At 69.2% G+C, this 25,300-nt stretch carries 27 protein-coding genes and 1 other RNA gene; 17 read left to right on the forward strand and 11 right to left on the reverse strand.

Annotation, left to right across the window (positions count from 1 at the left end; all coding sequences use genetic code 11):
* Positions 1 to 8: 8 nt before the first annotated feature.
* Positions 9 to 2,993 carry a bifunctional [glutamine synthetase] adenylyltransferase/[glutamine synthetase]-adenylyl-L-tyrosine phosphorylase gene (locus ACXJJ3_RS07885; RefSeq protein ID WP_458169309.1) on the reverse strand — a complete coding sequence of 995 codons (2,985 nt, stop codon included), beginning with the start codon at positions 2,991 to 2,993 and terminating at the stop codon, positions 9 to 11.
* Between the two features lie 164 nt (positions 2,994 to 3,157).
* Between ACXJJ3_RS07885 and ACXJJ3_RS07890 the strand changes: the two genes are divergently transcribed.
* Together ACXJJ3_RS07890 and ACXJJ3_RS07895 are read left to right on the forward strand one after the other, a co-directional pair.
* A complete protein-coding gene (locus ACXJJ3_RS07890; RefSeq protein WP_458169310.1) occupies positions 3,158 to 3,637 on the forward strand; it encodes a hypothetical protein in 480 nt (159 codons plus the stop codon).
* A gap of 43 nt (positions 3,638 to 3,680) precedes the next feature.
* Positions 3,681 to 3,971, forward strand: a complete 291-nt coding sequence (locus tag ACXJJ3_RS07895; protein ID WP_458169311.1) for a YiaA/YiaB family inner membrane protein — start codon at positions 3,681 to 3,683, stop codon at positions 3,969 to 3,971.
* Here the strand turns inward: ACXJJ3_RS07895 and glnA are convergent.
* A complete protein-coding gene (gene glnA / locus ACXJJ3_RS07900) occupies positions 3,968 to 5,308 on the reverse strand; it encodes a type I glutamate--ammonia ligase (protein ID WP_458169312.1) in 1,341 nt (446 codons plus the stop codon). The genes ACXJJ3_RS07895 and glnA overlap by 4 nt on opposite strands.
* A gap of 116 nt (positions 5,309 to 5,424) precedes the next feature.
* Here glnA and ACXJJ3_RS07905 point away from each other — a divergent pair, with 116 nt between their 5' ends.
* Complete coding sequence (locus ACXJJ3_RS07905; RefSeq protein WP_458169313.1) at positions 5,425 to 5,832, forward strand: hypothetical protein; 408 nt, start codon at positions 5,425 to 5,427, stop codon at positions 5,830 to 5,832.
* Here ACXJJ3_RS07905 and ACXJJ3_RS07910 read toward each other — a convergent pair.
* Positions 5,758 to 6,642, reverse strand: a complete 885-nt coding sequence (locus tag ACXJJ3_RS07910; protein WP_458169314.1) for a hypothetical protein — start codon at positions 6,640 to 6,642, stop codon at positions 5,758 to 5,760. The two genes, ACXJJ3_RS07905 and ACXJJ3_RS07910, sit on opposite strands and share 75 nt — an antisense overlap.
* Entirely contained in the window at positions 6,639 to 7,118 is a 480-nt protein-coding gene (locus ACXJJ3_RS07915) for a hypothetical protein (protein ID WP_458169315.1), read from the reverse strand. The genes ACXJJ3_RS07910 and ACXJJ3_RS07915 overlap by 4 nt, the downstream gene beginning before the upstream one ends.
* Before the next feature lie 81 nt (positions 7,119 to 7,199).
* Here ACXJJ3_RS07915 and ACXJJ3_RS07920 point away from each other — a divergent pair, with 81 nt between their 5' ends.
* Positions 7,200 to 7,826, forward strand: a complete 627-nt coding sequence (locus ACXJJ3_RS07920; protein ID WP_458169316.1) for a peptidoglycan recognition protein family protein — start codon at positions 7,200 to 7,202, stop codon at positions 7,824 to 7,826.
* Between the two features lie 65 nt (positions 7,827 to 7,891).
* Entirely contained in the window at positions 7,892 to 8,533 is a 642-nt protein-coding gene (locus tag ACXJJ3_RS07925) for a dihydrofolate reductase family protein (RefSeq protein WP_458169317.1), read from the forward strand.
* On the opposite strand, the gene ACXJJ3_RS07930 is transcribed toward ACXJJ3_RS07925, so the two are convergent.
* Positions 8,520 to 9,653, reverse strand: a complete 1,134-nt coding sequence (locus tag ACXJJ3_RS07930) for a DUF418 domain-containing protein (RefSeq protein WP_458169318.1) — start codon at positions 9,651 to 9,653, stop codon at positions 8,520 to 8,522. The genes ACXJJ3_RS07925 and ACXJJ3_RS07930 overlap by 14 nt on opposite strands.
* Before the next feature lie 85 nt (positions 9,654 to 9,738).
* On the opposite strand from ACXJJ3_RS07930, the gene ACXJJ3_RS07935 reads away from it, so the two are divergent.
* From ACXJJ3_RS07935 to ACXJJ3_RS07960, 6 genes are all read left to right on the forward strand, one after another.
* Positions 9,739 to 10,296: a hypothetical protein gene (locus ACXJJ3_RS07935; RefSeq protein WP_458169319.1), complete on the forward strand. Its 558-nt coding sequence runs from the start codon at positions 9,739 to 9,741 to the stop codon at positions 10,294 to 10,296.
* The gene (locus tag ACXJJ3_RS07940; protein ID WP_458169320.1) at positions 10,293 to 10,814 is read left to right on the forward strand and encodes an AAA family ATPase; all 522 of its coding nucleotides are present in this window, start codon (positions 10,293 to 10,295) and stop codon (positions 10,812 to 10,814) included. Before ACXJJ3_RS07935 ends, ACXJJ3_RS07940 begins: the two co-directional genes overlap by 4 nt.
* A 52-nt stretch (positions 10,815 to 10,866) precedes the next feature.
* Complete coding sequence (locus ACXJJ3_RS07945) at positions 10,867 to 12,639, forward strand: NAD+ synthase (RefSeq protein ID WP_458169321.1); 1,773 nt, start codon at positions 10,867 to 10,869, stop codon at positions 12,637 to 12,639.
* Positions 12,640 to 14,604: 1,965 nt separating this feature from the next.
* Positions 14,605 to 14,751, forward strand: coding sequence for a hypothetical protein (locus tag ACXJJ3_RS07950; RefSeq protein ID WP_458169322.1), 147 nt, complete (start codon positions 14,605 to 14,607; stop codon positions 14,749 to 14,751).
* A 323-nt stretch (positions 14,752 to 15,074) separates the two neighbouring features.
* Positions 15,075 to 15,854, forward strand: a complete 780-nt coding sequence (gene panB / locus ACXJJ3_RS07955) for a 3-methyl-2-oxobutanoate hydroxymethyltransferase (protein ID WP_458169323.1) — start codon at positions 15,075 to 15,077, stop codon at positions 15,852 to 15,854.
* A 99-nt stretch (positions 15,855 to 15,953) separates the two neighbouring features.
* Complete coding sequence (locus ACXJJ3_RS07960; RefSeq protein ID WP_458169324.1) at positions 15,954 to 17,555, forward strand: alpha/beta hydrolase; 1,602 nt, start codon at positions 15,954 to 15,956, stop codon at positions 17,553 to 17,555.
* Here ACXJJ3_RS07960 and ACXJJ3_RS07965 read toward each other — a convergent pair.
* A complete protein-coding gene (locus tag ACXJJ3_RS07965; protein WP_458169325.1) occupies positions 17,535 to 18,434 on the reverse strand; it encodes an aldo/keto reductase in 900 nt (299 codons plus the stop codon). The genes ACXJJ3_RS07960 and ACXJJ3_RS07965 overlap by 21 nt on opposite strands.
* A 90-nt stretch (positions 18,435 to 18,524) precedes the next feature.
* Here ACXJJ3_RS07965 and ACXJJ3_RS07970 point away from each other — a divergent pair, with 90 nt between their 5' ends.
* Positions 18,525 to 19,004, forward strand: a complete 480-nt coding sequence (locus ACXJJ3_RS07970) for an NUDIX hydrolase (protein ID WP_458169326.1) — start codon at positions 18,525 to 18,527, stop codon at positions 19,002 to 19,004.
* A 19-nt stretch (positions 19,005 to 19,023) separates the two neighbouring features.
* Here ACXJJ3_RS07970 and ACXJJ3_RS07975 read toward each other — a convergent pair whose 3' ends face one another.
* The gene (locus ACXJJ3_RS07975) at positions 19,024 to 19,200 is read right to left on the reverse strand and encodes a hypothetical protein (RefSeq protein WP_458172027.1); all 177 of its coding nucleotides are present in this window, start codon (positions 19,198 to 19,200) and stop codon (positions 19,024 to 19,026) included.
* A gap of 94 nt (positions 19,201 to 19,294) precedes the next feature.
* A complete protein-coding gene (locus ACXJJ3_RS07980) occupies positions 19,295 to 20,281 on the reverse strand; it encodes a helical backbone metal receptor (protein ID WP_458169327.1) in 987 nt (328 codons plus the stop codon).
* 50 nt (positions 20,282 to 20,331) lie between these two features.
* On the opposite strand from ACXJJ3_RS07980, the gene ACXJJ3_RS07985 reads away from it, so the two are divergent.
* Positions 20,332 to 21,000 (forward strand): histone H1-like repetitive region-containing protein, encoded by a 669-nt coding sequence (locus ACXJJ3_RS07985; protein WP_458169328.1) that lies wholly within the window; start codon positions 20,332 to 20,334, stop codon positions 20,998 to 21,000.
* Between the two features lie 80 nt (positions 21,001 to 21,080).
* On the opposite strand, the gene ACXJJ3_RS07990 is transcribed toward ACXJJ3_RS07985, so the two are convergent.
* On the reverse strand, positions 21,081 to 21,269 hold the full coding sequence (locus ACXJJ3_RS07990) for a hypothetical protein (protein ID WP_325041281.1): 189 nt from the start codon (positions 21,267 to 21,269) through the stop codon (positions 21,081 to 21,083).
* Between the two features lie 55 nt (positions 21,270 to 21,324).
* On the opposite strand from ACXJJ3_RS07990, the gene map reads away from it, so the two are divergent.
* Both map and ACXJJ3_RS08000 read left to right on the forward strand, forming a co-directional pair.
* Complete coding sequence (gene map, locus ACXJJ3_RS07995) at positions 21,325 to 22,173, forward strand: type I methionyl aminopeptidase (protein ID WP_458169329.1); 849 nt, start codon at positions 21,325 to 21,327, stop codon at positions 22,171 to 22,173.
* A complete protein-coding gene (locus ACXJJ3_RS08000) occupies positions 22,170 to 22,550 on the forward strand; it encodes a GNAT family N-acetyltransferase (protein WP_458169330.1) in 381 nt (126 codons plus the stop codon). Before map ends, ACXJJ3_RS08000 begins: the two co-directional genes overlap by 4 nt.
* On the opposite strand, the gene ACXJJ3_RS08005 is transcribed toward ACXJJ3_RS08000, so the two are convergent.
* Together ACXJJ3_RS08005 and ACXJJ3_RS08010 are read right to left on the reverse strand one after the other, a co-directional pair.
* A complete protein-coding gene (locus tag ACXJJ3_RS08005) occupies positions 22,538 to 22,987 on the reverse strand; it encodes an N-acetyltransferase family protein (protein ID WP_458169331.1) in 450 nt (149 codons plus the stop codon). The two genes, ACXJJ3_RS08000 and ACXJJ3_RS08005, sit on opposite strands and share 13 nt — an antisense overlap.
* Positions 22,984 to 24,471 carry a S10 family peptidase gene (locus ACXJJ3_RS08010; protein WP_458169332.1) on the reverse strand — a complete coding sequence of 496 codons (1,488 nt, stop codon included), beginning with the start codon at positions 24,469 to 24,471 and terminating at the stop codon, positions 22,984 to 22,986. Before ACXJJ3_RS08010 ends, ACXJJ3_RS08005 begins: the two co-directional genes overlap by 4 nt.
* Before the next feature lie 32 nt (positions 24,472 to 24,503).
* Here ACXJJ3_RS08010 and ACXJJ3_RS08015 point away from each other — a divergent pair, with 32 nt between their 5' ends.
* Together ACXJJ3_RS08015 and rnpB are read left to right on the forward strand one after the other, a co-directional pair.
* Complete coding sequence (locus ACXJJ3_RS08015; protein ID WP_458169333.1) at positions 24,504 to 24,872, forward strand: DUF952 domain-containing protein; 369 nt, start codon at positions 24,504 to 24,506, stop codon at positions 24,870 to 24,872.
* 10 nt (positions 24,873 to 24,882) lie between these two features.
* Positions 24,883 to 25,290, forward strand: an RNA gene (gene rnpB, locus ACXJJ3_RS08020) — RNase P RNA component class A.
* Positions 25,291 to 25,300: the final 10 nt, after the last annotated feature.

The raw sequence follows: 25,300 nt of genomic DNA on the forward strand, positions 1-25,300 counted from the left end.
TCAAGAATTCAGTCGTCCCAGAAGAGATGCGAGACCGTGTTGTGGGCGCGCCGGGTGGTGCGCAGGTAGTCGTCGGCGAAGCGGCCCGACTCGCCGGGCGGGTAGCCGCAGATCCGGGCGACCGCGGCCAGGTCGCGCGGGTCCTGCGGGAGCGAGTCGCCGGGGCGGGCGCGGACCAGCATGATCGCGTTCCGGATCCGGCTGGCCATCTCCCACGCGGCGCTCAGCGTGTCCGCCTCGGACGGGTCGACCAGGTTCGCGTCCACCCCGGCGCGGAGCGCGCCGAGCGTACGGGTCGTCCGGAGGGTCGGCACCCGGTGCGCCTCGCGGAGCTGCAGCAGCTGGACCGTCCACTCGATGTCGGCCAGCCCGCCGCGGCCGAGCTTGGTGTGGGTGGCCGGATCGGCGCCGCGCGGCAGCCGTTCGGCGTCGACGCGGGCCTTGATCCGGCGGATCTCCATCACGTCCCGCTCGCTGATCCCGTTCTCCGGGTAGCGCAGCGGGTCGATCAGCTCGCGGAACGACCGGCACAGGTCGCCGTCCCCGCACAGCGGATCCGCCCGGAGCAGCGCCTGCGCCTCCCAGACCGCGGACCACCGGGCGTAGTACTGGGCGTACGACGCGAGCGTCCGGACCAGCGGGCCCTGCCGTCCCTCCGGGCGCAGGTCCGCGTCGATCGCGACCGCCGGATCGGCGCCGGGCAGCCCGAGCATCCGGCGCAGCTCGGTCGCCGCCTGGGTCGCGAAGTCGGTGGCCTTCTTCTCGTCCGCACCCGGCAGCGGGTCGTGCACGAACATCACGTCCGCGTCGCTGCCGTACCCGAGCTCGTGCCCGCCGAACCGGCCCATCGCCACGATCGACATCCGCGTCGGCTCGGGCTCACCCTTGGCGACGGCCTTGCGCGCGACCTCGAGCGCGGTCGTCAGCGTGCCGACCGAGATGTTGGTCAGCGCCTCCCCCACCGCCTCCACGTCGAGCACGCCGGACAGGTCGGCGGCCGCGGTACGGAACAGCTCGCGCCGGCGGACCGCGCGGATCGCCGCGACGGCTGCCTCCGGGGCGTCCTGCCGGCGGGCGGCGGCGGTCATCTCGGTGAGCAGCGCCTCTTGGGTGCGGGGCGTCAGCTCGCGTTCGTCGGCGAGCATCGCGGTCGCCTCCGGCGCGCGCTGCAGCAGGTCGACGGCGTACCGGCCGCTGGCCAGCAGGTGCGCGAGCCGTTCGGCGGAGGCACCTTCGTCGCGGAGCTGGCGCAGGTACCAAGGCGTGGAGCCGAGCGCTTCCGAGATCGTCCGGAACGCCAGCAGGCCCGCGTCCGGGTGCGGCGACTCCGCGAACCAGCCGAGCATCGCGGGCAGCAGCGCCCGCTGGATCGACGAACGCCGCGACACCCCTTCGGACAGCGCTTCGATGTGCCGCAGCGCCGACGCGGGATCGACGTACCCGAGGGCGGTCAGGCGTTGCTTCGCCGCCTCGGGCGTCAGCCGTACCTCGTCGCCCGGGATCCGCGCGACGGCGGCGAGCAGCGGGCGGTAGAACAGCTTCTCGTGCAGCCGGCGCACCTCGAGCGCATGCTTCTTCCAGGCGGCGGTCAGGTCCGTGACCGGGTTCTTCGTGAAGCCGAGCGAGCGGCCGAGCCGGCGCAGGTCGGCCTCGTCGTCGGGCACCTGGTGGGTACGGCGCAGCCGGTACAGCTGGATGCGGTGCTCCATCGACCGGAGGAAGCGGTACGCGTCCGCGAGCACCGCGCCGTCCGTGCGGCCGACGTACCCGCTCTTCGTCAGGGCCTCGAGCGCGACCAGCGTCGTACCGCTGCGGACCGACTCGTCGCTGCGGCCGTGCACCAGCTGCAGGAGCTGTACGGCGAACTCGACGTCGCGCAAACCGCCCGGGCCGAGCTTCAGCTGCCGGTCGACGTCCGCGGCCGGGATGTGGTCGATGACCCGGCGGCGCATCGCCTGGACGTCGTCGACGAAGCCCTCCCGGTCCGCGGCGGACCAGGCCAGCGCGCCGACAGTCGCGCAGTACTCACGGCCGAGGTCCGCGTCACCGGCGACCGGGCGGGCCTTGAGCAACGCCTGGAACTCCCAGGTCTTCGCCCAGCGCTGGTAGTACGCGAGGTGGCTGTCGAGGGTCCGGACCAGCGGACCTGACTTGCCCTCCGGGCGGAGCGCCGCGTCGACCGGCCAGAGCGTGCCCTCGCCGGTGTGCGCCGAGCAGATCCGCATCGCCGCGGCGGCCAGCTGGGTCGCGGTCTTCAGCGCCGGAGCCTCCGGGTCGCCGTCCAGCGGCTCGGCGACGAACAGCACGTCGACATCGCTGACATAGTTGAGCTCGCGGCCGCCACACTTGCCCATGGCAATGATCGCGAGCCGGCAGTCGGCGGCGCCGGGGTGCGCGGCGAAGTACGCGTTCCGGGCGATGTGCAGCGCGGTCTCCAGCGCCCCGCCGGCCAGGTCCGCGAGCACCGCGGCGACCTCGTCGACGAGCAGGCCCTCGGCGAGGTCGCGGGCCGCGAGCCGGAGCAGCAGCCGCCGGTACTCGACCCGGAGCGCGTCGATCGGGCTGTCCGCGTCGATCGCGGTCGCGAGCCGGGCCGCGACGTCGTCCATCGTCGGCCGGGCACCGGCCAGCGCCGGGTCGGCCAGGTCGTACCAGTGCCGCGGGTGCAGGCCGAGGTGCCGGCCGAGCGCCTCGCTGGCGCCGAGCACGAACACGAGCCGGCGGCGGAAGTCCGGGTCCATCTCGAGCGTCCGGGCGAACGCGGCGATGTCGTGCCCGTGCCGGTGCAGCGCCTCGGCCATCGTGCAGAGCCCGAGCAGCGCGAGGTCCGGGTCGGCGGACTCCGAGAGCGTCGTGATCAGCTGCTCGGTCGCCATCGGGCTGTGCGAGTCCAGCGAGTCCAGGGTCTCCAGCATCCCGGCCGCCCGCTGCGGGTCCTCGAACCCGAGCCGGACCAGCCGTCCCTCCCACGACCCTCTCCGACCCTCAGCCACCCCCGCAGGCTACCCAATCCCCGCCTTTGTGCACGCACCAACCATCTCCGACGGCGCGGAACGGTTGGTGCGTGCTCAAAGTCGCGGCGAGATCTCGGACGGATTGCGGGGAATACACGGTGTCGTGTAGCGGATTCGCTGAGTAGTCGGCATGATGGCTGTCCATGGTCATGATGACGGGGTCGCTCGCGGTGCGCGGCACGGTGGTCTGGTTGACGCCCCAGCAGGGCGGACGCGTGTCCGGGCCGCCGGAACCGGACTACGACTACGACTACACCGCAACGGCGTACCTCCCGCCGCGGACCGCGGAGGACGGGCAGGCGGGGATCGCGCTGCACCGGTTCGCGCCCGGCGCCTGGCGGACGCCCGCCGACGGGATCCTCGTCCCGGGCCCGGGCAACCGCGCCCAGCAGGTGATCCCCGGCTGCATCGTGGTGATCACCGAAGGCGTCCGCCCGGTCGGGCTGCTCACCGTCGAAGAGGTCAGCCTGCTGGCCGCCGACGGTACGCCGGTCGTCGCCGCCGTGCCCGAGTACCCGGAAGTCGTCGATGTCCCGGCGCCTGCGGAACCGCCGTACCGGCACTCGACCGCGGCCGCGCGCTGGACGTCGAAGCACGGCTCGGACCTGCAGCTGACTGAGTGATTCTGCTCATGCGCGAGTCGTCGCCGCACCCGACGATTCCGGTATGACGAAACGCATCCAGCCCCAGCAGACCGCAGCCTTCTACGCGCAGGCCGTCACGTCGTTCGGCATCTCGCTCTCGGCGATGGTGCTCGCGCTGATCTACCTGCCCGCCCAGCCGTGGGTGCGGGCGTTCCTGGCCCTCGGCCTGCTGTACGTCGTCACCTCGACGGTCGTGCTCTGCAAGGTGGTCCGCGACCGCCAGGAGGTCTCCGAGGTCAGCAGCCGCGTCGACCAGGCCCGCCTCGACAAGCTCCTCACCGAACACGACCCGTACCGGGTGGACGCGGCCTAGAGGACAGGCAGCAGCTTGTTCAGTTCGAACGGGGTGACCTGGCGGCGGTAGTCGAGCCACTCGGCGCGCTTGTTGCGGAGGAAGAAGTCGAAGACGTGCTCGCCGAGGGTCTCGGCGACGAGTTCGCTGTCCTCCATCGCGCTGATCGCCTCCGCCAGGCTGCCCGGCAGCGGCTTGATGCCGAGGGCCTTGCGCTCGCGGGCGGTCAGGGACCAGATGTCCTCCTCGACCTCCGCGGGCAGCTCGTACCCCTCCTCGATGCCCTTCAGGCCGGCCGCGAGCATCAGCGCGAACGCCAGGTACGGGTTCGCCGCCGAGTCCAGCGAACGGAACTCGACCCGCGACGACTGGCCCTTGTGCGGCTTGTACATCGGCACCCGGACCAGCGCGGACCGGTTGTTGTGCCCCCAGGACACGAACGACGGCGCCTCGTCGCCGACCGCGAGCCGCTTGTACGAGTTCACCCACTGGTTCGTGACCGCGGTGATCTCGCCCGCGTGGTGCAGCAGCCCGGCGATGAACGCCCGCCCGGTCTTGGACAGCTGGTACTGCGCGCCGCCCTCGAAGAACGCGTTCCGGTCGCCCTCGAACAGCGACATGTGGGTGTGCATCCCGGACCCGGGGAAGTCCGACAGCGGCTTCGGCATGAACGACGCGTAGATGCCCTGCGACAGCGCGACCTCCTTCACCACGACGCGGAACGTCATGATGTTGTCGGCCGTCGACAGCGCGTCGGCGTACCGCAGGTCGATCTCCTGCTGGCCCGGGCCGCCCTCGTGGTGGCTGAACTCGACCGAGATGCCCATCGACTCGAGCATCGTGATCGCCTCGCGGCGGAAGTCGTTGCCGATCCCCTGCGGGGTGTGGTCGAAGTACCCCGACGAGTCGACCGGCTCCGGCGTCGTACCGGGCGCGCCGGTGAGCGACTTGAACAGGTAGAACTCGATCTCCGGGTGCGTGTAGAACGTGAACCCGAGGTCGGCGGCCTTCGACAGCGTCCGCTTCAGCACGTGCCGCGGGTCGGCGAAGGACGCGGACCCGTCCGGCATGTTGATGTCGCAGAACATCCGCGCGGTGCCCATCGTCTCGCCGCGCCAGGGCAGGATCTGGAACGTCGACGGGTCCGGCTTGGCCAGCATGTCGGCCTCGGTCACCCGGGCGAACCCCTCGATCGCCGACCCGTCGAACCCGAGTCCTTCGGCGAACGCACTCTCCAGCTCGGCCGGCGCCACCGCGACCGACTTCAGGAACCCGAGCACGTCGGTGAACCAGAGCCGCACGAAGCGTACGTCGCGCTCCTCCAGCGCGCGCAGCACGAACTCCTGCTGCTTGTCCATCAGTCCACCTCTCATCCGGGTCTGCGGAGACTTCTCACAGTGTGCCCCGCGCTTGTTAAGCAGACGTTACGTGCCCAGCCGGACAGCGCACCGTTCAGGGCCTAGCGTGTCTCTTCGTGCAGACGATCTTCCACGCCGCCCTGATCGTGGCCGGCGTTCTCTGCCTCAGCGACCTGATCGTCAGTACCGCGCGATTCGTGCAGTCGTTACGCCGGAAACGCCCCGCCGAGCAGGACGTCCTCGGCCGTCGGTGGCTGCCGGTCCCGGAGCTCGGGTTCGGCATGGTCGCGTTCTGCTGCCCCGGCCTGGTGACGCTCGGGCTGCGGCACCAGGACGCGACCGACCTGCCGACCGTGCAGATCCTGCTCGCCGCCCTGGTCTTCGGGTACGCCGGTGCCGTGCTGTCCCGGGTCGTCCGGACCCCGGGCCCCGGCGGGCGCCGGTTCACGCTACGCGCCGGCCTGCTGCTCGGCCTGCCGGCCGTGTTCGGGCTGGTCTTCGGCCTGTCGGGCATCGCGGTCTGAGCGCCGCGCCCGGTACCACGGCACGATCCGCTCCATCGGTGCGAACGCGAGCCAGCAGACCACCGTCGGCAGGAAGTGGATGAGCAGGATCGCCGTGTTCGCGGCGTGGAACCCGAGGAAGAACAGCGCCCCGAACAGTTGCCACCGGCCCTTGAGCCAGAGGATCACCGGTGAGCAGAACTCCCCGATGATGCCGACCCACTGCATCACGTGCAGCATCCACGGGTAGTGCAGCAGCCACTCCCCGACCGGATGCGGCCGCCGCACGATCGCCCACGTCAGCACGGCGCTGCCGGGCCAGGTCAGCACCCATCCGGCACTGCGCAGTTTCGCGATCGCGGACAGGAAGTAGGTCGCGATCACGCAGAGCTGGATGCACCGGATCACCCAGCCGGCCGCCTCGGACTTCGTCCGATCGCCGTACGTCGCCCAGCCGACCGTCGGCAGCACCCACAACGCGATCACCAGCGCGAGGTGGTCGTGGTCGACCTTGCCGTCACTCATCCCGATCAGCACCCACCACGTGAACGCGGGCGCCACGATCCAGCCGGCGATCCGCGGGAAGCGGTTCGTGGCGCCGATCAGGCAGGCGACGATAAGTACGACGTACAGCACGGTGGTGTTGGTGACCGTGGGCTTCGGCAGGTCGAGCAAACGGGCCAGCAGCAACGGTTGGTACAGCCCCGGGTGCTCGCCCTTGTCGCGGGTGTCGCGGACGAAGGCGTGCATGTCGAGGATCACGAACAGGTACAGGATCGTCCGCAGCCAGGCGATCCGGGCGACCGCGATCGCGGGGGTGAACCAGTTCATCCGCGCACCTGCCAGGTCGCGATCACCTTGGACGTGGGCGGCCCGTCGACGCGGCCCTGCACCAGCTGGGTCGTGTCGCGGATCAGTTGCAGCTTCACGTACTTCGGCTTGTCCGGGTGCTTGCGTGCCCACCCGTCCGCGACCTGCTGGAGCAAAGCCGGGTTCTTCTCGATCTCCCCGGCGCGGGCCTCGATCTCGGCGCGCGCGACGCCGGCGCCCTCGATGTTCAGCGGTACGTCGACCGTCGTACCGGCGTCGGTCACCGCGCTGATCCGGGTGTAGTCGATGCTCGCGTCGTCAGGGACCGACATCGCGTACTGCGACATTGGGCCGAACGGCCAGGCGTCGTCGCTGGCGCGCACCGATCCGTTGATCAGCAGAGCGATCCCGGCGACCGCGATCAGGATCCGCACCCCTTTGCCCACCCGCCCCAGGCGGACCGGCTGCGTCCGCTCACCATCTGTCACGTGCGCCATTAGATCATTCCGGTTTGGACGGGTTCCGCGTAGGGAATTTTCCTCTACATGACCGCCCCAGAAAATATCCAACGTGCCCGGGTGTCCCGGCGTACCCTGCTCGGCGCGACCGCCGGCGGCGTACTGCTCGGCGGCACTGTCCTGCCGACAGCAGCGCACGCGGCCCCCGCGCCGCGCTGCTACACGCGCACCGAGTGGTCGGCGCGCCCGCCCAAGTCCGCCACCCAGGTGATCGGCAAGCCCGACCACATCGTCATCCATCACACCGCGAGCGCGAACGTCACCGACTATTCGCTGGCCGCGGCCTACAAGGTGCAGCACTGGATCCAGGACCTGCACATGGACACCAACGGCTGGATCGACATGGGCAACCAGCTCACGATCAGCCGCGGCGGGTTCCTGATGGAGGGCCGGAGTAAGTCGTTGTCCGCGATCAACAACGGGCAGAACGTGCTCGGCGCGCAGACCGCGAACGAGAACAGCCACACGATCGGCATCGAGCACGAGGGCATCTACGTCACCGAGAACGTGACGACCGCGCTGTTCGACACGTCCGTGCTGACCTGCGCCTGGCTGTGCACGAAGTACGGGCTCGATCCGCACGTCGCGATCGTCGGGCACCGCGACTACAACAGCACGCAGTGCCCGGGTGACGTGTTCTACGCCCGCCTCCCCGAACTACGGGATCGGGTCGCCGCGGTGCTCTGATGTCAAAGCGGCGGTGACGGCTCCGACCGTTGGGTGACACCATCCCCACAGGAGGAGCGTTCATCATGTCGCAGGTACGGATTCACAACTTCTCGGTCTCCCTGGACGGGTTCGGCACCGGCGAGGGCCAGTCCAGGGAGACCCCGTTCGGTCACGCCGGCGAACGGCTGCACGAGTGGTACGTCGGCACCCGGTACTTCCACGCGATGGCCGGGCAGCCCGGCGGCACCCAGGGTGTCGGCAACGCCTTCGCGGAGCAGCACGAGCCCGGCATCGGCGCGGAGATCATGGGCGCCAACAAGTTCGGCCCGCCCGGGTGGCAGGACGACGCCGACTGGACCGGGTGGTGGGGGCCGAACCCGCCGTTCCACACCCCCGTCTTCGTGCTCACCCATCGCCCGCGGCCGTCGATCACGATGGACGGCGGTACGACGTTCCACTTCCTCGACGCGTCACCGGCCGAGGCGCTCGCGGCGGCCCGTACGGCGGCCGACGGTGCCGACGTACGACTCGGAGGTGGCGTGACGGTGATCCGCGACTTCCTCGCGGCGGACCTCGTCGACCACATGCATGTCGCGGTGGTGCCGATCGTGCTCGGGCGCGGCGTCCGGCTGTGGGACGGGCAGGAGTCGCTCGAGGACCGGTTCGGCATCGAGGCCGTGTCGGCGCCGGACGGCGTCACACACCTGAGCTTCACGCGTAAGTGATGCGGCGGATCAGGAGCTCGAACGGGCCGCGGTAGTTCGCGCGACGCATCCGGCCGGCCAGCAGCACGGTCCCGGACCAGGTCGCGACCGCGAGGATCGCCGTCGTCGTGACGGTCAGCGTGTGCGACAGGTCGAGCAGGTACGGCGTGAACACGACGTACCAGACGACCGACTGCGCCAGGTAGCACGTCAGCGAGCGCTGCCCGACGGCCGCGATCGCCCGGGTGACCGGTCGTTCGCCGACCCGGTGGGCGACCAGCACCAGCAACGCGGCGTACCCGAAACCGCCGAACGCACCGGTTGCGTCGTGCAACGGTCCGAGGATCGTCAGCGCATGGTCGCTCGGCCGGACCAGCACGCCGCCGACCACGAGCGACATCGGCAGGGCACCGGCGACCGCGATCGAGATGCCGAGCAGGGCGGTCGTGCGGAGCAGGGTCAGGTGTTCGGCGGGACGTTCGAGGATGCGGCGGCGGCCGGCCCACAGGCCGATCAGGAACGGCGCCACGAACCCGATCCAGCCGAGGCCGGCGATCCACGGCTGGACCGTGATGCGCTCCACGAACTGGCCGAGGAAACTCGTCGGCAGCATCGACGGATCCGGGGCGTCGGCGGACGCGGCGAGCGCGTCGTCGCTCGGCAGCGCCGTCAGGACCAGGACGAACGCGGCGACGGCGAACAGCCAGCGGTCCTTCCAGTTCAGGACCACCACGCCGAGGAACAGCAGCACGCCGTACGCCGCCAGGATGTCGCCGATGTAGAGCAGCATCGCGTGCGCGAAACCGAGGACGACCAGGACGAGGCTGCGGCGCCAGAGCAGCAGCCGGATCCCCCGCTCGTCCCGGCCCGCCTCGCGCTGCCGGCGGACGATCTGCGCGACGCCGTACCCGAACAGCACGCCGAACATCGGGAACGCGCGGCCGTCGACGAAGGTCGCGATCAGTACGCCGAGGGTACGGTCGAGCGGCGTTCCGTCGGTCGGGAAGCCGCCGAAGTACGCGCTGCCGGAGACGAAGTAGTGCGAGTTCGCGAGCGCGATGAACAGCAGCATGAAGCCGCGCGCGAGGTCCGGGCCCAGTGCCCGCTCGGTCAGTCCGGCCGGGCCACCCTGGGTGCTCATGGTGCCCAGTCAACCGAAACCGCGACGGCGTCGCATCCGACGAAAGTCCCTGCCGGGTGAACCTTCGTCGTTGTTCGATGGGGTGATGCACGACGAAGCCCTGTCGCGGTGGCAGCGCGGATGGTCCGCCGCACGCGGCTGGAACGACTGGCAACGCGTCGACGACGTCACCGTGGTCCGGGTCGGCGACCCGGCGCGCCGGGTCGAGTACGTCGCGACCGAGGAGAACGCGCGCGCCGCCGCACATCTCGCCCTGACCGACTGCAACCCGCCCGGCACGTCGTGGCTGCTGATCGAGGCCGCCGACCCGGAGCAGCTGGCGCGGAAGCTGCGGCCGCTCGAATACGTCCGTACCGAATGGTTGATGACGATCTCACTGCCGCATCAGCAACTGCATCCGGTGCCGGCGCCGTACGTCGCCGAGGTGTCCGGCGGACCGTCGATCGTCGACGTACAGATCTACGGCTACGGCGAACTCGCCGCCAGCGGCCGGATGGCGGTCCTGCACACCGGCGCCGTCGCCGACATGATCCAGACCGACCCCGCCCACCTCACCGCCTCCCCCGAAGGCCGCCCCCTCTACACCTCCCTCGGCTGGACCACCCTCACCCCACTCCTAGTAGCCCGGACAACCCCACTGTGAAACAACTCATCGCCTTCACCGGACTTCCCGGCACCGGAAAGTCGACGCTCGCCGAAGCGCTCGCCACCGAAACCGGAGTGCCGGCCTTCGCCGGCGACTGGTTGCTCGGGGCCCTCGCACCGCACGGCGTCCTCACCGGCCTCGAGCGGCCGACGTTCCTCGCCATGTACTACGAGCTGCTCAGCACTTTGCTGCGGCGGCAGTTGATGCTCGGGCAATCGGCGATCGTGGATTGTCTGGTGAACGCGGAAATCGCCGCGCGCTGGGAAGAACTCGCCGCCGGGTACGACGCCCGTTTGCGGATCGTGGAATGTGTGTGCAGCGCTGAAGAAGTCCACCGGCAGCGGCTCGAAGGACGGCGGCGGGGAATTCCCGGATGGCACGAGGTCGGGTGGGACCACGTGGTGCGGATGCGGAGTGAATACCCTCGGTTGACGGGCGAGAAGCTGGTGGTCGACGCGGTGGATTCGCTGGGATCGAACCTGGATCTGGTGCGGAGCTACATTCGGCGTACGTAAGAGGTTGGTGACAGGCGTGGGGCCGGGACTGCCGACCCAGTAATGTGCTCCCGTGCCTCAGCTTCGGGTTGCTCTTGCTCAGATCGATGTGACCGTCGGTGACATCGACGGGAACACCGACAAGATCGTCGCGTGGACCCGAAATGCGGTCGAGCAAGGTGCGCACGTCGTCGCCTTCCCGGAGCTCGCGCTGACCGGCTACCCGGTCGAGGACCTGGCGCTGCGCGCGTCGTTCGTGGACGCGTCCCAGGCCCGGATCAAGAGCCTCGCGCAGCGCCTGTCCGACGAGGGCCTCGGCGACATCGTCGTCATCTGCGGCTACCTCGACCGCGCGAGCGGTACGGCGATGGGCATCGACCGGCTCGGCCGTCCGAAGGGTTCGCCGACCAACGCCGCCGCCGTCCTCCACCAGGGCACCGTCCTCACCAGCGCGGTCAAGCACCACCTCCCCAACTACGGCGTCTTCGACGAGTTCCGGCACTTCGTCCCCGGCAACACGCTGCAGGTCGTCCGCGTGCACGGCATCGACGTCGCGGTCGTGATCTGCGAGGACCTCTGGCAGGACGGCGGCCCGGTCGCCGTCACCCGGGAGGCCGGCGCGGGCCTGCTGCTCGTCGTCAACAGTTCGCCGTACGAGGCCAACAAGGACGACGTCCGCGGTGACCTCGTCCGCCGCCGCGCCCGCGAGGCCGGCTGCTCGCTCGCGTACGTGAACCTGGTCGGCGGGCAGGACGAACTCGTCTTCGACGGCGACTCGCTGGTCGCGGACGCCGACGGCACGATTATCGCCCGCGCCCCGCAGTTCGAGCAGGGCAGCATGATCGTCGACCTCGACCTCCCGGCCGCCTCCGGTACGCCGTCCGGTACCCACCAGGGCATCGAGATCGTGCACACCGTGCTGCAGTCCGGCGAACTCGCGGCGTACGAACCGATGACGCCGAGCATCGCCCCGCGGCTGTCCGACGAGGCCGAGATGTACGGCGCGATCGTCACCGGGCTGCGCGACTACGTCCAGAAGAACGGGTTCAAGTCCGTCCTGCTCGGGCTCTCCGGCGGCATCGACTCCTCGCTGGTCGCCGCGATCGCCTGCGACGCGGTCGGGCCCGAGCACGTGTTCGGCATCTCGAACCCGAGCGTCTACTCCAGCGACCACTCCAAGGACGACGCCGCCGAACTCGCCGCCCGGACCGGCCTGAACTACCGGGTGGTCCCGATCCAGCCGATGGTGCAGCCGTTCCTCGACACGCTCGGCCTGACCGGGCTCGCCGAGGAGAACCTGCAGGCCCGGGTGCGCGCGGTGATCTGGATGGGCCTGTCGAACTCCGACGGCCACCTGGTACTTGCCTGCGGCAACAAGTCGGAGCTGTCCGTCGGGTACTCGACGATCTACGGCGACGCGGTCGGCGGGTACGCGCCGCTCAAGGACCTGCCGAAGACACTCGTCTGGCGGCTCGCGAAGTGGCGCAACGAGGACGCGAAGGCACGCGGCCAGCAGCCGCCGATCCCGCAGAACTCGATCGCGAAACCACCGTCCGCGGAGCTCAGCCCCGGACAGCAGGACACCGACTCGCTGCCGCCGTACGACCTGCTCGACGACATGCTGGACGACTACGTCGAACAGGACCGCGGCAGCGCGGAGCTGGTGGCCGCCGGGTTCGACGCCGAACTCGTCACCAAGGTCATCCAGCTCGTCGACCGAGCCGAGTACAAGCGCCGGCAGTACCCACCGGGCCCCAAGCTCACGCACAAGGCCTTCGGCCGGGACCGCCGGTTGCCGATCACCAACGCATGGCGTGAGGACGCACGGAAGGCAGCCGAGCACTGAGCGACTCCTGGCGGTACCGCCCATCCCAAGAATCCGCCTGGGGCTCCACCGAGGAGCCCGGCGAGAACTCCGGCCTGCCCGGCCGCGATGTGAGCTCGTCCACAGGCGGTGGCGCTTACCCACCGCAACGGTGGGACGATGAAAGCATGGTTGACAACTACCTGTCGGCCGGTACCCCTGGCGACGACGAAGGCACGCCGTACGGGACCGGACCGAAGAACCAGGCAGCCGACGACAACCGCCGTTCGGAGTACGACGACCCTTGGCGGGACCGCGGTCTCGACCCGTCGCCGTCCCTCCCGAACGCACCCCGGACCTACGAACGCGGCCCCGTCCCGCAACAGCCGTACGTCCCGAAGCCGCCGTACCTGCCGACCGCTCCGCCACCGCCGGGGCAACCGCCGTACTACGAGGCACCGCGCGAGGAACACAACCCGTTCCGCCCCCAGCAGCCTCCACCCCAAGGCAGGCCAAGCCCCTTCGGCCCCGGCTCCACCAACACCACCCCACCCCGCCCCCCAGCCAACAACAACTGGACCGCCCCCGCCCCCCAACCAAGCAACAACCTTGGCGGCAGCACGCCTAGCGGCAACGGCGTCGGCGGCAGCACGCCTAGCGGCAACGGCGTCGGCGGCAACGGGCTTGGTAGCAACGGTGTTGGTGGCAACGGCGTCGGCGGTAACGGACCAGGTAGCAACGGGCTCCCGCCGCACCCTCCGCGTCCTCCCCAGCGCCTCCAGCCTCCCGCACCCCGAGCGCAGGACGCTCCCGAGCAACCCCGCCGCCACGAACCAGGCCCCGGCCCGGAACCCATCTGGGGCCAGTCCCCCGCACCCCGCCCACCCCAGCCGTACCGCCCCCAAGACCCCCCGTCCCACCCCGAGGACCCCACGGACGCCTTCAGCTCCCGCTGGCCCCTCGACCACCAGGACACCCCGCCCACCACCAACGAAGCAGCCCGCGCCTACGGCACCGGCCGCTCCCAAGAGGCCGCCAGAGCCTCCCAACCACCCCGCCCCCCACACGACCCCCGCGAGCCGTACGACACCCCGCACCAGTCAAGCCCCACCCAGAACGGACTGCCTTCGCGAGACAGTCGACCGCCGTACGGCGACGCCGAACAGGCGGATGGTGCTCGCGTACAGAACGGGCTCACGTCACACGACGCCGGCAGCAAGTACGACGACCCGCGGCAGCCGAACACCCCCGCCCAGAACGGGCCGCCCCCACGCGACAGCCGCCCCCAGTACGGCGACGCCAACCGCGCGGACGGCGCCCGCGAACAGAACGGGCTGACCTCACACGACCCGCGCCCGACGTACGACCCACAGCAGGCGAGCCACGCCCAGAACGGGCGGCCGCCACGCGACAGTCGACCGCCGTACGGCGACGCCGAACAGGCGGATGGTGCTCGCGTACAGAACGGGCTCACGTCACACGACACCGGCAGCAAGTACGACGACCCACAGCAGGCAAACACTCCCGCCCAGAACGGGCTGCCGCCGCATGACGCGCGTCCGGCGTACGACGACTCGCGGCAGGTGGGTGGGGCTGCTGCGGGGGATGGGCAGGGGGCGGGTGCTTCGCCTGGGGTGGATGAGGTTCGGGTTGGGGAGGATACGCGGCCTCAGGAGATTCGGCTTCGGGGGGAAGTTGCGGCTCGGGAGTCGGGGCGAGGGGCTGGAGACAGCGGGTATTTGATGGATCCGAGTGCGGAGTACGAGAGCGACTCTCCGGTGAGTGGTGGTACTGCGTCGGATGAGCAGGTGCAGGCGGGGCCGGTTGGTGCGCGGCGGCGGGCTGGGGTGCAGCAGGATGCGCCTAGTCAGGTGTCGGCGGAGCAGGTCACGTCGCATCGGGCCGCTCGGCGTGCATACCAGGCGCCGAGCGCTGGACCAGCAGGCGATGGCAGTAAACCTGAAGGCGGCCTTCCTGGCAGCACAGGAGAAGGTGCCAGCTCAGTAGGTGCGGCCGGCTCGGCTGGTGGCGCTGCGGGGGTGGTTGGGTCCGCAGGCGGCGTGGGTGGAGCCGCAGGCGCGGCTGGTACCGCGGATGCCGTGGCCGGCGCTGGTGGTAGCGCGGGACGTGGAGCTGGTCGCGCTGGTGCTGTGAGTGGTGCGGACGCTGCTGGAAACGTGGGCGACGCTGCTGGTTCCGCGAACGGCGTAGGTGGTGCAGCAGGCACCGCGGGTGGTGTAGGTGGCGCAGCAGGTGCTGTGGGCGGCGTTGGTGGCACCGCAGGTGTGGATGGCGCAGCAGGTGTGGGTGCGGCTGGCGCGGCAGGTATAGCTGGTGCTGCAGGCAGTGTTGGTGACGCGGCAGGTACGGGCAGCGCCGCGGGTGCTGGTGCGGCGGGGGGCGGTGGGGACGGCGAGGTTTCGCCTTATGGGGGGCCTGGTGCTGGGGGCGGCGGTAAGCGGCCTCGGCGGTACCGGGTGCATCATTTGCGGGACTTCAAGAGTCGTGGGGAGAAGTGGGCGATGCTCACCGCCTACGACCAGTACACGGCCGAGATCTTCGATCAGGCAGGAATTCCGGTGCTGCTCGTCGGGGACTCTGCGGCGAACAACGTCTTCGGGTACAGCTCCACTCTCCCGGTGACGGTGGACGAGCTCATCCCCCTCGCCCGCGCCGTCGCGAACGCCGCGCAGCACTCTCTCGTGGTTGCCGATCTTCCGTTCGGTTCCTATCAGGCGTCGCCTGAGCAAGCGTTCCACACGGCTGTGCGGTTCATGAAGGAGGCCGGCGTACACGCGGTCAAGCTCGAAGGCGGCCGTACGGTCGTACCGATGGTGGAGAAGCTGACCCAGTCCGGCATCCCGGTGATGGCGCACATCGGCTTCACGCCGCAGAGCGAGCACAGCATCGGCGGCTACCGGGTGCAGGGCCGCGGCGATCAGGCGGCCGGCCTGATCGACGACGCGGTTGCGCTCGCGGCGGCGGGAGCGTTTTCGGTGGTGCTCGAGATGGTGCCAGGCGAGGTCGCGGGTGAGATCACCAAGCGGGTGCCGATTCCGACGATCGGTATCGGTGCGGGCCGGGACACGGACGCGCAGGTGCTGGTCTGGCAGGACATGGCGGGGTTGCGGACCGGCACGATGCCGCGGTTCGTGAAGCAGTACGCCGACCTGCGCGGAGTCCTCACGAACGCGGCGACGACGTACGCCGCAGAGGTCGCGAACGGTGCCTTCCCGAGCGACGAACACACCTTCTGACACACAGTGATGCGACGGTAGCTCTCCGAAGGCGGGCGCCGAACCCTTGTACGGCCCGACATCGCGGGTTCACGATGTTGGGCGGCAAAGGGGAGGCCGATGATGATCCGTCGATTCATGGTTGCCGCAGGGGTTTCGTTCGCGCTGGTTGCCGGGGCACTGGCGTCGCTGCCGACAGCGACCGCCGTTCCGGACCGGGCGAAGCCGTCGGGCTACACGCCACCGCCGATCAACTGGACCACCTGCACGAACGCGGGCCTGGCCCGGCGCGGCGCGCAGTGCGGGTACGTCGAAGTGCCGCTGGACTACAGCCGTCCGGACGGCACGAAGATCAAGCTGGCGGTGTCGCGTATCACGCACAAGACACCGGACGCGCAGGCGCAGGGGCCGATGCTGGTGAACCCGGGTGGTCCGGGCGGTTCCGGTCTGACGCTGGCGTCGCTGGGCGAGTTCGTGCCGAACCACGGCGGCGATCCGTACGACTGGATCGGATTCGATCCGCGCGGTGTCGGGTCGAGCGTGCCGTCGTTGCACTGCATCGCGGACTACTCCGGGTACAACCGGCCGTTCTACATCCCGGTGACACGCCAGGTGGAGCAGGTGTGGATCCAGCGGTCGAAGGCGTACGCGAAGGCGTGTGACAACAACCAGCACGCGCTGCTCGGGCACCTGACCACGATCGACTCGGCGCGCGACATGGAGAGCATCCGCAAGGCGCTCGGTGCGCAGCAGATCAACTACTACGGCTTCTCGTACGGCACGTACCTCGGCCAGGTGTACGCGACGCTGTACCCGAACCGGCTGCGCCGCGCGGTCTTCGACGGCGTCGTGAACGCGACCCGTATCTGGTACCAGGCGAACCTGGACCAGGACCTCGCGTTCAACAAGAGCGTGAAGGTGTTCTTCGCGTACGTCGCCGCGCACGACTCCACGTGGCACCTCGGGACCACCGAGGCCGCGGTCGAGAAGCAGTACTACAAGCAGCTGCTGAAGCTCGTCGGGCATCCCGCGGCGGGCAAGATCGGCCCGGACGAGTGGACCGACATCTTCACGCAGGCGGCGTACTACGTGTACGGCTGGGTCGACATCGCGAACGCGTTCGCGGCCTGGGTGCACGACGCGAACGCCGCACCGCTGGTCGACCTGTACGGCGGTCCGCCGTTCGACGACAACCTGCTCGCGGTGTACCTCGGGGTGTCCTGCACCGACGCGAAGTGGCCGACGAACTGGAACACGTGGCGCCGCGACAACTGGAACTACTTCGCGAAGGCGCCGTTCCTGACCTGGTCGAACGCGTGGTTCAACGCACCGTGCGCGTTCTGGCCGGCGAAGGCAGGCAACCCGGTGAAGGTCGACGGCAGCCGGGTGAAGAGTCTGCTGATGATCAACGAGACCCTCGACGCGGCGACGCCGTACTCGGGTGCGTTGCAGACGCGGAAGACGTTCCCGCATTCGGTGCTGATCGAAGGCGTCGGCGGCACCACGCACGCGGGTTCGCTGTCGGGTGTCTCGTGTACCGACGACAGGATCGCGGCGTACCTGCTGACCGGCGCCCTACCGGCCCGGCGGCCGGGTAACCGCTCCGATGTGCAGTGCCCGCCGGTCCCGGCACCTCAACCAACCGCCGCAGCCGCAAAGGCCGCCGCGAGTACAGGGGTCGCGCGGCACGCGCTCACCCGGCTAGATCCACGGCAGGGCTGACCGTTCGGTCCAGTACTCCTCGGGTTGCTGCACGAACTCGAGGAGTGGACCGTCGACGCGGTACGCGAGGTTGCTGTCGAGCTGTTCGGGCGTGGTGGCTCCGCTGAGGACGATGTCCGCCCACGGTTGAGCCACCGCGGCGCCGATCGCCAGCGCGTCCGGCGCGACGCCGTGCTTCGTGGCGAACTCGTTGAACGGCGTCTCGCCCGCACGCGCCGTCAGCCGGCCGTTCGCGACCGCTTCCTTGACGACGACGAACCAGCCGGCGTCGTGCGCGTCGGCGAGCGCGGCGCCGGCGGACGTCTCCAGTACGTTCCACGTCGCCTGTACGGCGGTGAACGGCGTACCGGACGTCAACGCCTTGCGCAACGTCTCGGCCTGTCGCGGACCGCTCGTCGACAGGCCGACGCGGACGCCGGTGTCCGCGAGTTCACGGAGGCGATCCAGCAAGCGCTTGTCCTCGAGCGCGGGACTGTCGGACGTCAGGCTGTGAACGAGATAGAAGTCGGGCGGTCCGCCGAGCGCCTGCAGCGTCTCCGGCCATTGCCGCTCGAACGTCGCGAGGGTGTGGTCCTTCACCTCGTGGGTCTCCGCGTCGTGCCGCCAGTCGGCGACGTACGTGTAGCCCCACTTCGAGCCGATGGTCAGTTGACTGCGGCGTTCCGGTGTCAGCCAGCTGCCGAGGAACTCTTCGGCAAGACCGTACGAACGCGCGGCGTCGAAGTACCGAACTCCTGCCTGCCAGGCTTGTTCGAGCAGTGCGTGTGTCTGCGCACGCAGATCCTCGACCGCCCGCCGTGGCGGCAGGTCCTGGTCGTGCCCGAGGTTGATGTACCCCGGACGTCCCAGTGCCGCGAGACCCAGACCGATGGTTGCCATGTCTCCGATCGTAGGTGTGTAGGGCAACAGTTGTGAGACGCGCCGCACGACTCGACGGACGGGATGCGTTGTCCCTTAGCGTTTTGTGGTGTGACGGAATCTACGGTTCGACGGCGGACGACTGCTCGCGTACTGCCGGTGCGCCCGGACGGCAGGGTGTTGCTGCTGCACGGCTGGGATCCGCTGAGGCCCGGCACGACGTACTGGTTCACGATCGGCGGCGGAGTCGAGGACGGCGAGACCCTCACCGACGCGGCCTGCCGGGAACTGCGCGAGGAGGTCGGCATCGAGCTGCCGGCCGCCGACCTGGGTACGCCGCTCGCGTCCAACACGATCGAGTTCGAGTACGGCGGCAGCCGGATCATCCAGCGGCAGACGTTCTACGCCGTCGCCGTCGACCGCGTCGACGTGACGTTCGCGAACCAGGAGGAGATCGAGCAGCAGACGATCAGCGAACACGGCTGGTGGTACGGCGACGATCTCGAGGCGACCGGGCTGGCCGCGCACGCGACGATCCCCGGACTGCTCCGTCAGGCCACGGACGCGATCACGTTGCGCCGCGCATCCTGAGCCGGGCGTCCCTGAGCGCTCAGCGCGACCGCGCTTCCTTCAGCACCTTCTTCGGGACCTTCTTGTCGACCTTGTAGTGCACGCGATCGAGCCGCTCGGCGCAGCCTGCCTTGGACAGGCGCATCAGCACCACCGGGCACTTCTTGCACCTCGGCTTGTCCTTGCAGCACTTCTTCTTCGCGGTCATCGACGGCACCCGGCGAGCGTAGGTGAGGCATACCTAACCCGTCCAGCCGTCGAGCGCCGATCGTGGCGGACGTCACGCTGGTGTCTCGTGAGAGCCTCAGCGCTCACGAGACACCTAACTGTCCGCTCAGCACGGCGCGCGCCTCGACGAGCGACGGTCCGTACCAGGTCAGGTGCCGGCCGGAGACACAGCGTGCGGGTTTGCCGAACGCCTCCGGTCCGTCGTCCGGGGAAAACGCATAAGGCTCGTCCGGGAGTACTGCGAGGTCGTAGCCGGGTAACTCGTCCGGATCGAATCGCGGGTAGCGTTCACCGGATTCTCTCAGCGCGTTGTCGATACCAATACGGGCGAGCAGATCACCTGCGAACGTGTCCCGGCCGAGCGCCATCCATGGTCTACGCCAGATCGGTATCACCGCGCGCCGGCGCATTCCGACGTACGGCGTGCTCCACACCGCACGCGCTTCCCGCAACCAGTCCGGTTCGCTGCCGACGATCGCGGACAGCAGGCGGCCGAGTGAGTCCAGTGATTGCGGAACGGTCGTCGGCGCGGTCACCCAGACCGCGATTCCGGCTGCGCGCAACGCGTCGAGATCGACGGCGCGATTCTCCTCCGCGTTGGCGACGACGACATCCGGTGCGAGCGCGCGAATCGTGTCGAGATCAGGATTCTTGGTACCGCGGACGCGGGTCACGTCGAGGTCCGCGGGATGCGTACACCAGTCGGTCGCACCAACGATTTTGTCCGCGTCGGTGATCGCGATCGACTCGGTCAGCGACGGCACGATACTGACCACGCGACGCACCGCTCGCGGCAGTTCGACGACGTCGTGCAGGTCGTCGTACGTACTCATGGACTCCTCCTCGTCGAGGCCGTTGCCGATGACAACACTCGCCGATCCGGCACTTTCGGCGCCAAAAGTGCCGCGTGTCGCGAAGAAAATATTCCGCTGATCCGGCATGCTCGGGGCGCGGCGGAATCCCTTCATTACAAGGATGTTCGGCATTTGTGCCAGTGTACGCCGCCAGTTCCCCTTAGCCTGCGGACGTTTCCGGTGCTTTACGTAGCGCACAAGTGTTGTCATCATCATGACGACGAGGAATCCACCGTGGTTTTCCTCAGCCGCACCAAGGAGGCAGAGTGCCAGCCAAGAAGGCAGCCGCAGGGAAGGCGACAGCCAAAAAGGCTTCTCCCGCCAAGAAGACTGTCGCGAAGAAGACCAGCGCCGCGAAGACGACGACCGCGCGCAAGGTCAGCGCAGCAAAGAAGACAGCGACGAAGAAGGTGAGTGCGGCCAAGAAGACCGCGACGGTGGCGAAGAAGGCGGCCGCCAAGAAGACCACCGCGAAGAAGGCTGTCGCGAAGAAGGCTCCGGCGAAGAAGGTCGCCGCCCGCAAGACCACCGCGAAGAAGACGGTGGCGAAGAAGGCGCCGGCGAAGCGCACCACCGCTGCCAAGAAGACGACGGCTGCTGCGAAGAAGACGACGGCCGCGAAGCGGACCACCGCCAAGAAGGCGCTGGCGAAGAAGGCCACGGCCCGCAAGACCGTTGCGAAGAAGGCTCCGGCCAAGAAGGTCGCCGCGAAGAAGGCCCCGGCCAAGAAGACCGTCGCCAAGAAGGCGCCCGCGAAGCGCGTCGCCGCGAAGAAGGCGCCGGCCCGCACGGCCGCGAAGAAGGCCCCGGCGAAGCGCACCGCCGCCAAGAAGGCTCCGGCGAAGAAGACCGTGGCCAAGAAGACGGTTGCCAAGAAGGCGCCGGCTCGCAAGGCTCCGGCCCGCAAGACCGCGGCCAAGCGCGTCGCGCGCTGACGCGAACAGTTCACCAACAGCTGAGGGGCACCACCGATCGGTGGTGCCCCTCAGCTGTTTCCAAGCTGTCGACGGTGAACTCAGTCGTCGTCCCACTTCGGGTCGTTGTCCCAGTTCTCGTTGCGTTCCTGGACTTTCTCCAGCGCCCGGGCGGCTTCCTCCGGCGAGCTGTACGGCCCGAGCCGGTCCCCCGACTTGGCGCCCTGGTACGGCTCCACCTTGCCGGTCTTGGTGTTGAAGTACCACTCGTTGCTGTGATCGTCACTCATCTGGATGACCACCTCATGGGAGTCGTTTCGCAGCGCTCTCTAGAATGATCTCACCATGTCGATTCTTACTGCTGGCGTCATTTCGCCGCGCCGCGACGTACCTGCTTCCATCACCCGCCCGGAATACGTCGACAAGCCCGCGCCGACGCCGTTCGACGGTTCGTACGTGACGCCGCCGGAGCTGCTCGAGAAGATGCGGGTGGCGAGCAAGCTGGCCGCGCAGGCGTTGCAGGCGGTCGGTGCGGCGGCGAAACCCGGTGTGACGACCGACGAGCTGGACGCGGTCGGCCACGAGTACCTGGTCGAGCGCGGCGCGTACCCGTCGACGCTCGGCTATCGCGGGTACCCGAAGTCGTTGTGCACGTCGGTGAACGAGGTGATCTGCCACGGCATCCCCGACGACCGGCCGCTCGAGGACGGCGACATCGTCAACGTCGACATCACGGCGTACCTGCACGGGGTGCACGGCGACACCAACGCGACCTTCTTCGTCGGCGACGTCGACGAGGAGAGCCGGCTGCTGGTCGAGCGCACACAGGAGGCGCTGAACCGCGGCATCAAGGCGGTCAAGCCCGGGCGCCGGGTGAGCATCATCGGCCGGGTGATCGAGTCGTACGCGAAACGCTTCGGGTACGGCGTGGTCCGCGACTTCACCGGTCACGGCATCTCGACGTCGTTCCACTCCGGGCTGATCATCCCGCACTACGACGACGAGCGGTTCGACGACGTGATCGAGCCCGGGATGACGTTCACGATCGAGCCGATGCTGACGCTGGGCACGTACGAGTACGACCTGTGGGACGACGGCTGGACCGCCACCACCAAGGACAAGTCGCGGACGGCGCAGTTCGAGCACACGCTGGTGGTGACCGACACCGGCGCCGAGGTCCTCACCCTCCCGTGATCACCCCCTACATCCAGCCCCACCTCCCTGGCGTTCTCGCATTGTGCGAGGCCGAGGGCTGGCCGAGTCTGCCCGCGGACCCTGAACGCGCGCACGCCGTCCTTACCGCGCCCGGTGTCACGACTGTTGTCGCACTCGACGGCGAGCAGGTGATCGGGTTCGCGTACCTGCAGAGCGACGGCCACATCCAGGCACACCTGTCGATGATGGCCGTCCATCAGGCGTACCGCCGCAAGGGCGTCGGCCGGGCGCTGCTCGAGTACGCGCATCCGCTGACCGGCGCCCAACGCATCGACCTGGTCACCGACACCGCCGAGGACTTCTACAGCTCCTTCGAGCACCGCACCTTCAGCGGCTTCCGCATCTACCCTTCCTGAAAGCCGAGCGAACGGTAGAGCTCCATCGCCGGGGCATTGTCCGGGTCGACGCGGAGCGCGACGGTGACAGCCGAGCAGGTGCTCAGCAGCAGCTTGGCGATCCCCCGCCGGCGGTGCGACCGCGCCGTGAACAGCTCGATGACGAACGGGCAGTCGGGAGTGTCCGGCCACGGCGCGCGTTCCACCACCAGGAGCGCGCCGACGAGTTGCCCGCCGTCCCACGCGAGCTGGCTCAGCGTCAGTACGCCGTACTCCCCGGCGAACGTCAACTCGATGTCCTCCAGCGCGTCCGCGAGTGTTGCCGAGGCGACGCCGGGGTCGTACGACGCGAAGTACAAGCGGCCGAGTGCGTCGGCGTCGCTCACCGTCGGCGGGCGCAGTACGACGCCTGGGAGGTCGGGCGTCGGTACTGCGTCCGCGGGGCGGATCAGGATCATCGGTTGGCGGCACCCGTGATGAAGGCGCCGAGATCCGCGGCCTGCCGGATGCGGGACTCCTCGTGGACGTACATCATGTGGCCGGCCGGGTAGTACTTCGTCTCGATGTTGCCGGCCAGCTCCGCCGGGATCTGCAGGCGCGCCAGCGTGTGCTCGGTCGCGAAGTACGGCGTGGCGCCGTCGTAGTGCCCGGACGCGACGTACACCTTCAGGTGCGGGTTCACGCGCATCGCCTCGGCGAGCTTCTCCGCGACCGTGATCTGCTGGCCCTCGAACTCCTTGAACGACCAGTTCTTCGCGGCGTCCATGTTGATGATCTCGTACGGTACGTCGTTCTCGTACCCGAGCTCGACGCGCACGTAGTGGTTCAGCGCCGCGGAGTACGGACCGGTGATCGCGTTCATCGACGGGTCGCGGTCCGGAGTCTCCGAACCGTAGTCCGCGCTCCACCCGGTGAAGCGGCCGTCGATCCGCCCGACCGTCTGACGGCGCGACCTGAGCAGTTCGCCGAAGAACCGCATGTGCTCGATCCGCAGGTTCACCCGGTCGACGTAGTCCTCGCTGAGCCCGGTCAGCTGCGCCAGCCGGGTGACCACCTCGGCCCGGTAGTCCGCCGGGATCCTGTTGCCCTGGGCAAGCGCATTCGGGTACCGGCCGGCCGCGAACCGTTCGGCGTCCGCCAGCAGTTCGCCGAGCTCCCGGTCCGGGACCATCCCGTGGTAGTGCGCGATCGCGGCGTACGTCGGCAGGAACAGCGTGTACGGCAGGTCGTTGCCCGGCGTGAAGTCGAGCGTCCCGAACTCCAGCACCACCGAGATCAGCATGACGCCGTTCAGGTACATCCCGTACCGCTGCTGCAGGTGCGCGGCCAGCCCGGCCGCCCGCGTCGTACCGTAGGACTCCCCCGCCAGAAACTTCGGCGACATCCAGCGCCCGTTCCGCGACGTCCACAGCCGGATCACCTCGCCGACCGACTCCAGGTCCCGCGTGAACCCGTGGTAGTCCCCCGGCTTCTCCCCCTCGGCGGCCCGCGAGAACCCGGTCGACACCGGGTCGATGAACACCACGTCGCTGTACTTCAGCAACGTCTCCGCGTTGTCGACCAGGTCGTACGGCGGCGGCGCGAGCGCACCGGCGTCACCGGACACCACCCGGCGCGGGCCGAGCAGCCCGAGATGCAGCCAGAGACTCGAGGACCCCGGCCCACCGTTGAACGCGAACGTGACCGGCCGGTCCTTCGCGCCGGTGCCGTCCGGGTCGTCCAGCGTGTACGCGGTCAGGAACACCTCGGCCTTCGGCTTCAGCCCCTCGAACTTGCCGTCGGTGTACACCTCCTCGCGGAGCACGATCCGCCCGGTGGTCGCGGTGTACCGCAACTCCTGGCCGTCCACGGTCAGCGTGTGCTGCGTGGTGACCAGGTCGTCGACAGGCTCGGCGGGCTCGGCGGGCTTCGTGTCGGTCGCGTTCTGCTCCTCGGTGGCCATGTCGAGCACCCTAATCCACTAGCGTTTGCTCTATGGCAACGATTTTCCACATCGCGTTTCCAGAGCAGTGGGAGGCGGCGGTCGCGGCCGGGTGCTACCGGTGGTCGACGCGCGGCAAGAGCCTCGACGACGGCGCGACGTTCATCCACGCCTCCCGCCCGGAACAGGTCGCGATGGTCGCGAACTTCGCGTACGACGACGTCGACGGACAGCTCTGCCTGCTGGTCATCGACACCGCCCGGCTGGTGTCCGCGCTCTGCGACGAGGACCTGGACGGCACCGGGACGAGCTTCCCGCACATCTACGGGCCGCTGAACCTGGACGCGGTGACCGCCGTACGGCCGTATCACCGGGGCGCGGACGGCCTGTGGCCGGAGGTGTCCCCCGAGGCCGTATCCTGAGAGGACGGAACGGGTCGGTCGGGCGATCGCGTCGTCCCGGTCCTCGTGACCGGGGCGCCGAGGAAAGTCCGGACTCCACAGGGCAGCGTGGTGGGTAACGCCCACCCGGGGCAACCCGCGGGACAGTGCCACAGAGAACAGACCGCCAGCGGCTCCGGTGAACCCCGTGGTTCACAGGAGTGCGGGTGAGGGTGAAACGGTGGTGTAAGAGACCACCAGCTCCGCAGGTGACTGCGGAGGCTAGGTAAACCCCACGTGGAGCAAGGCCAAGAAGGGCGGTGGGAGACCACCGTCCGCGCGAGCGTTCGAGGGCTGCCCGCCCGAGCTCGCGGGTAGGCCGCTGGAGGTGCCCGGCAACGGTCACCGTAGATGGATGATCGCACTCGACAGAATCCGGCTTATATGACCGGCCCGTTCCCCCCTCCGAG

Source organism: Kribbella sp. WER1 (assembly GCF_054189145.1).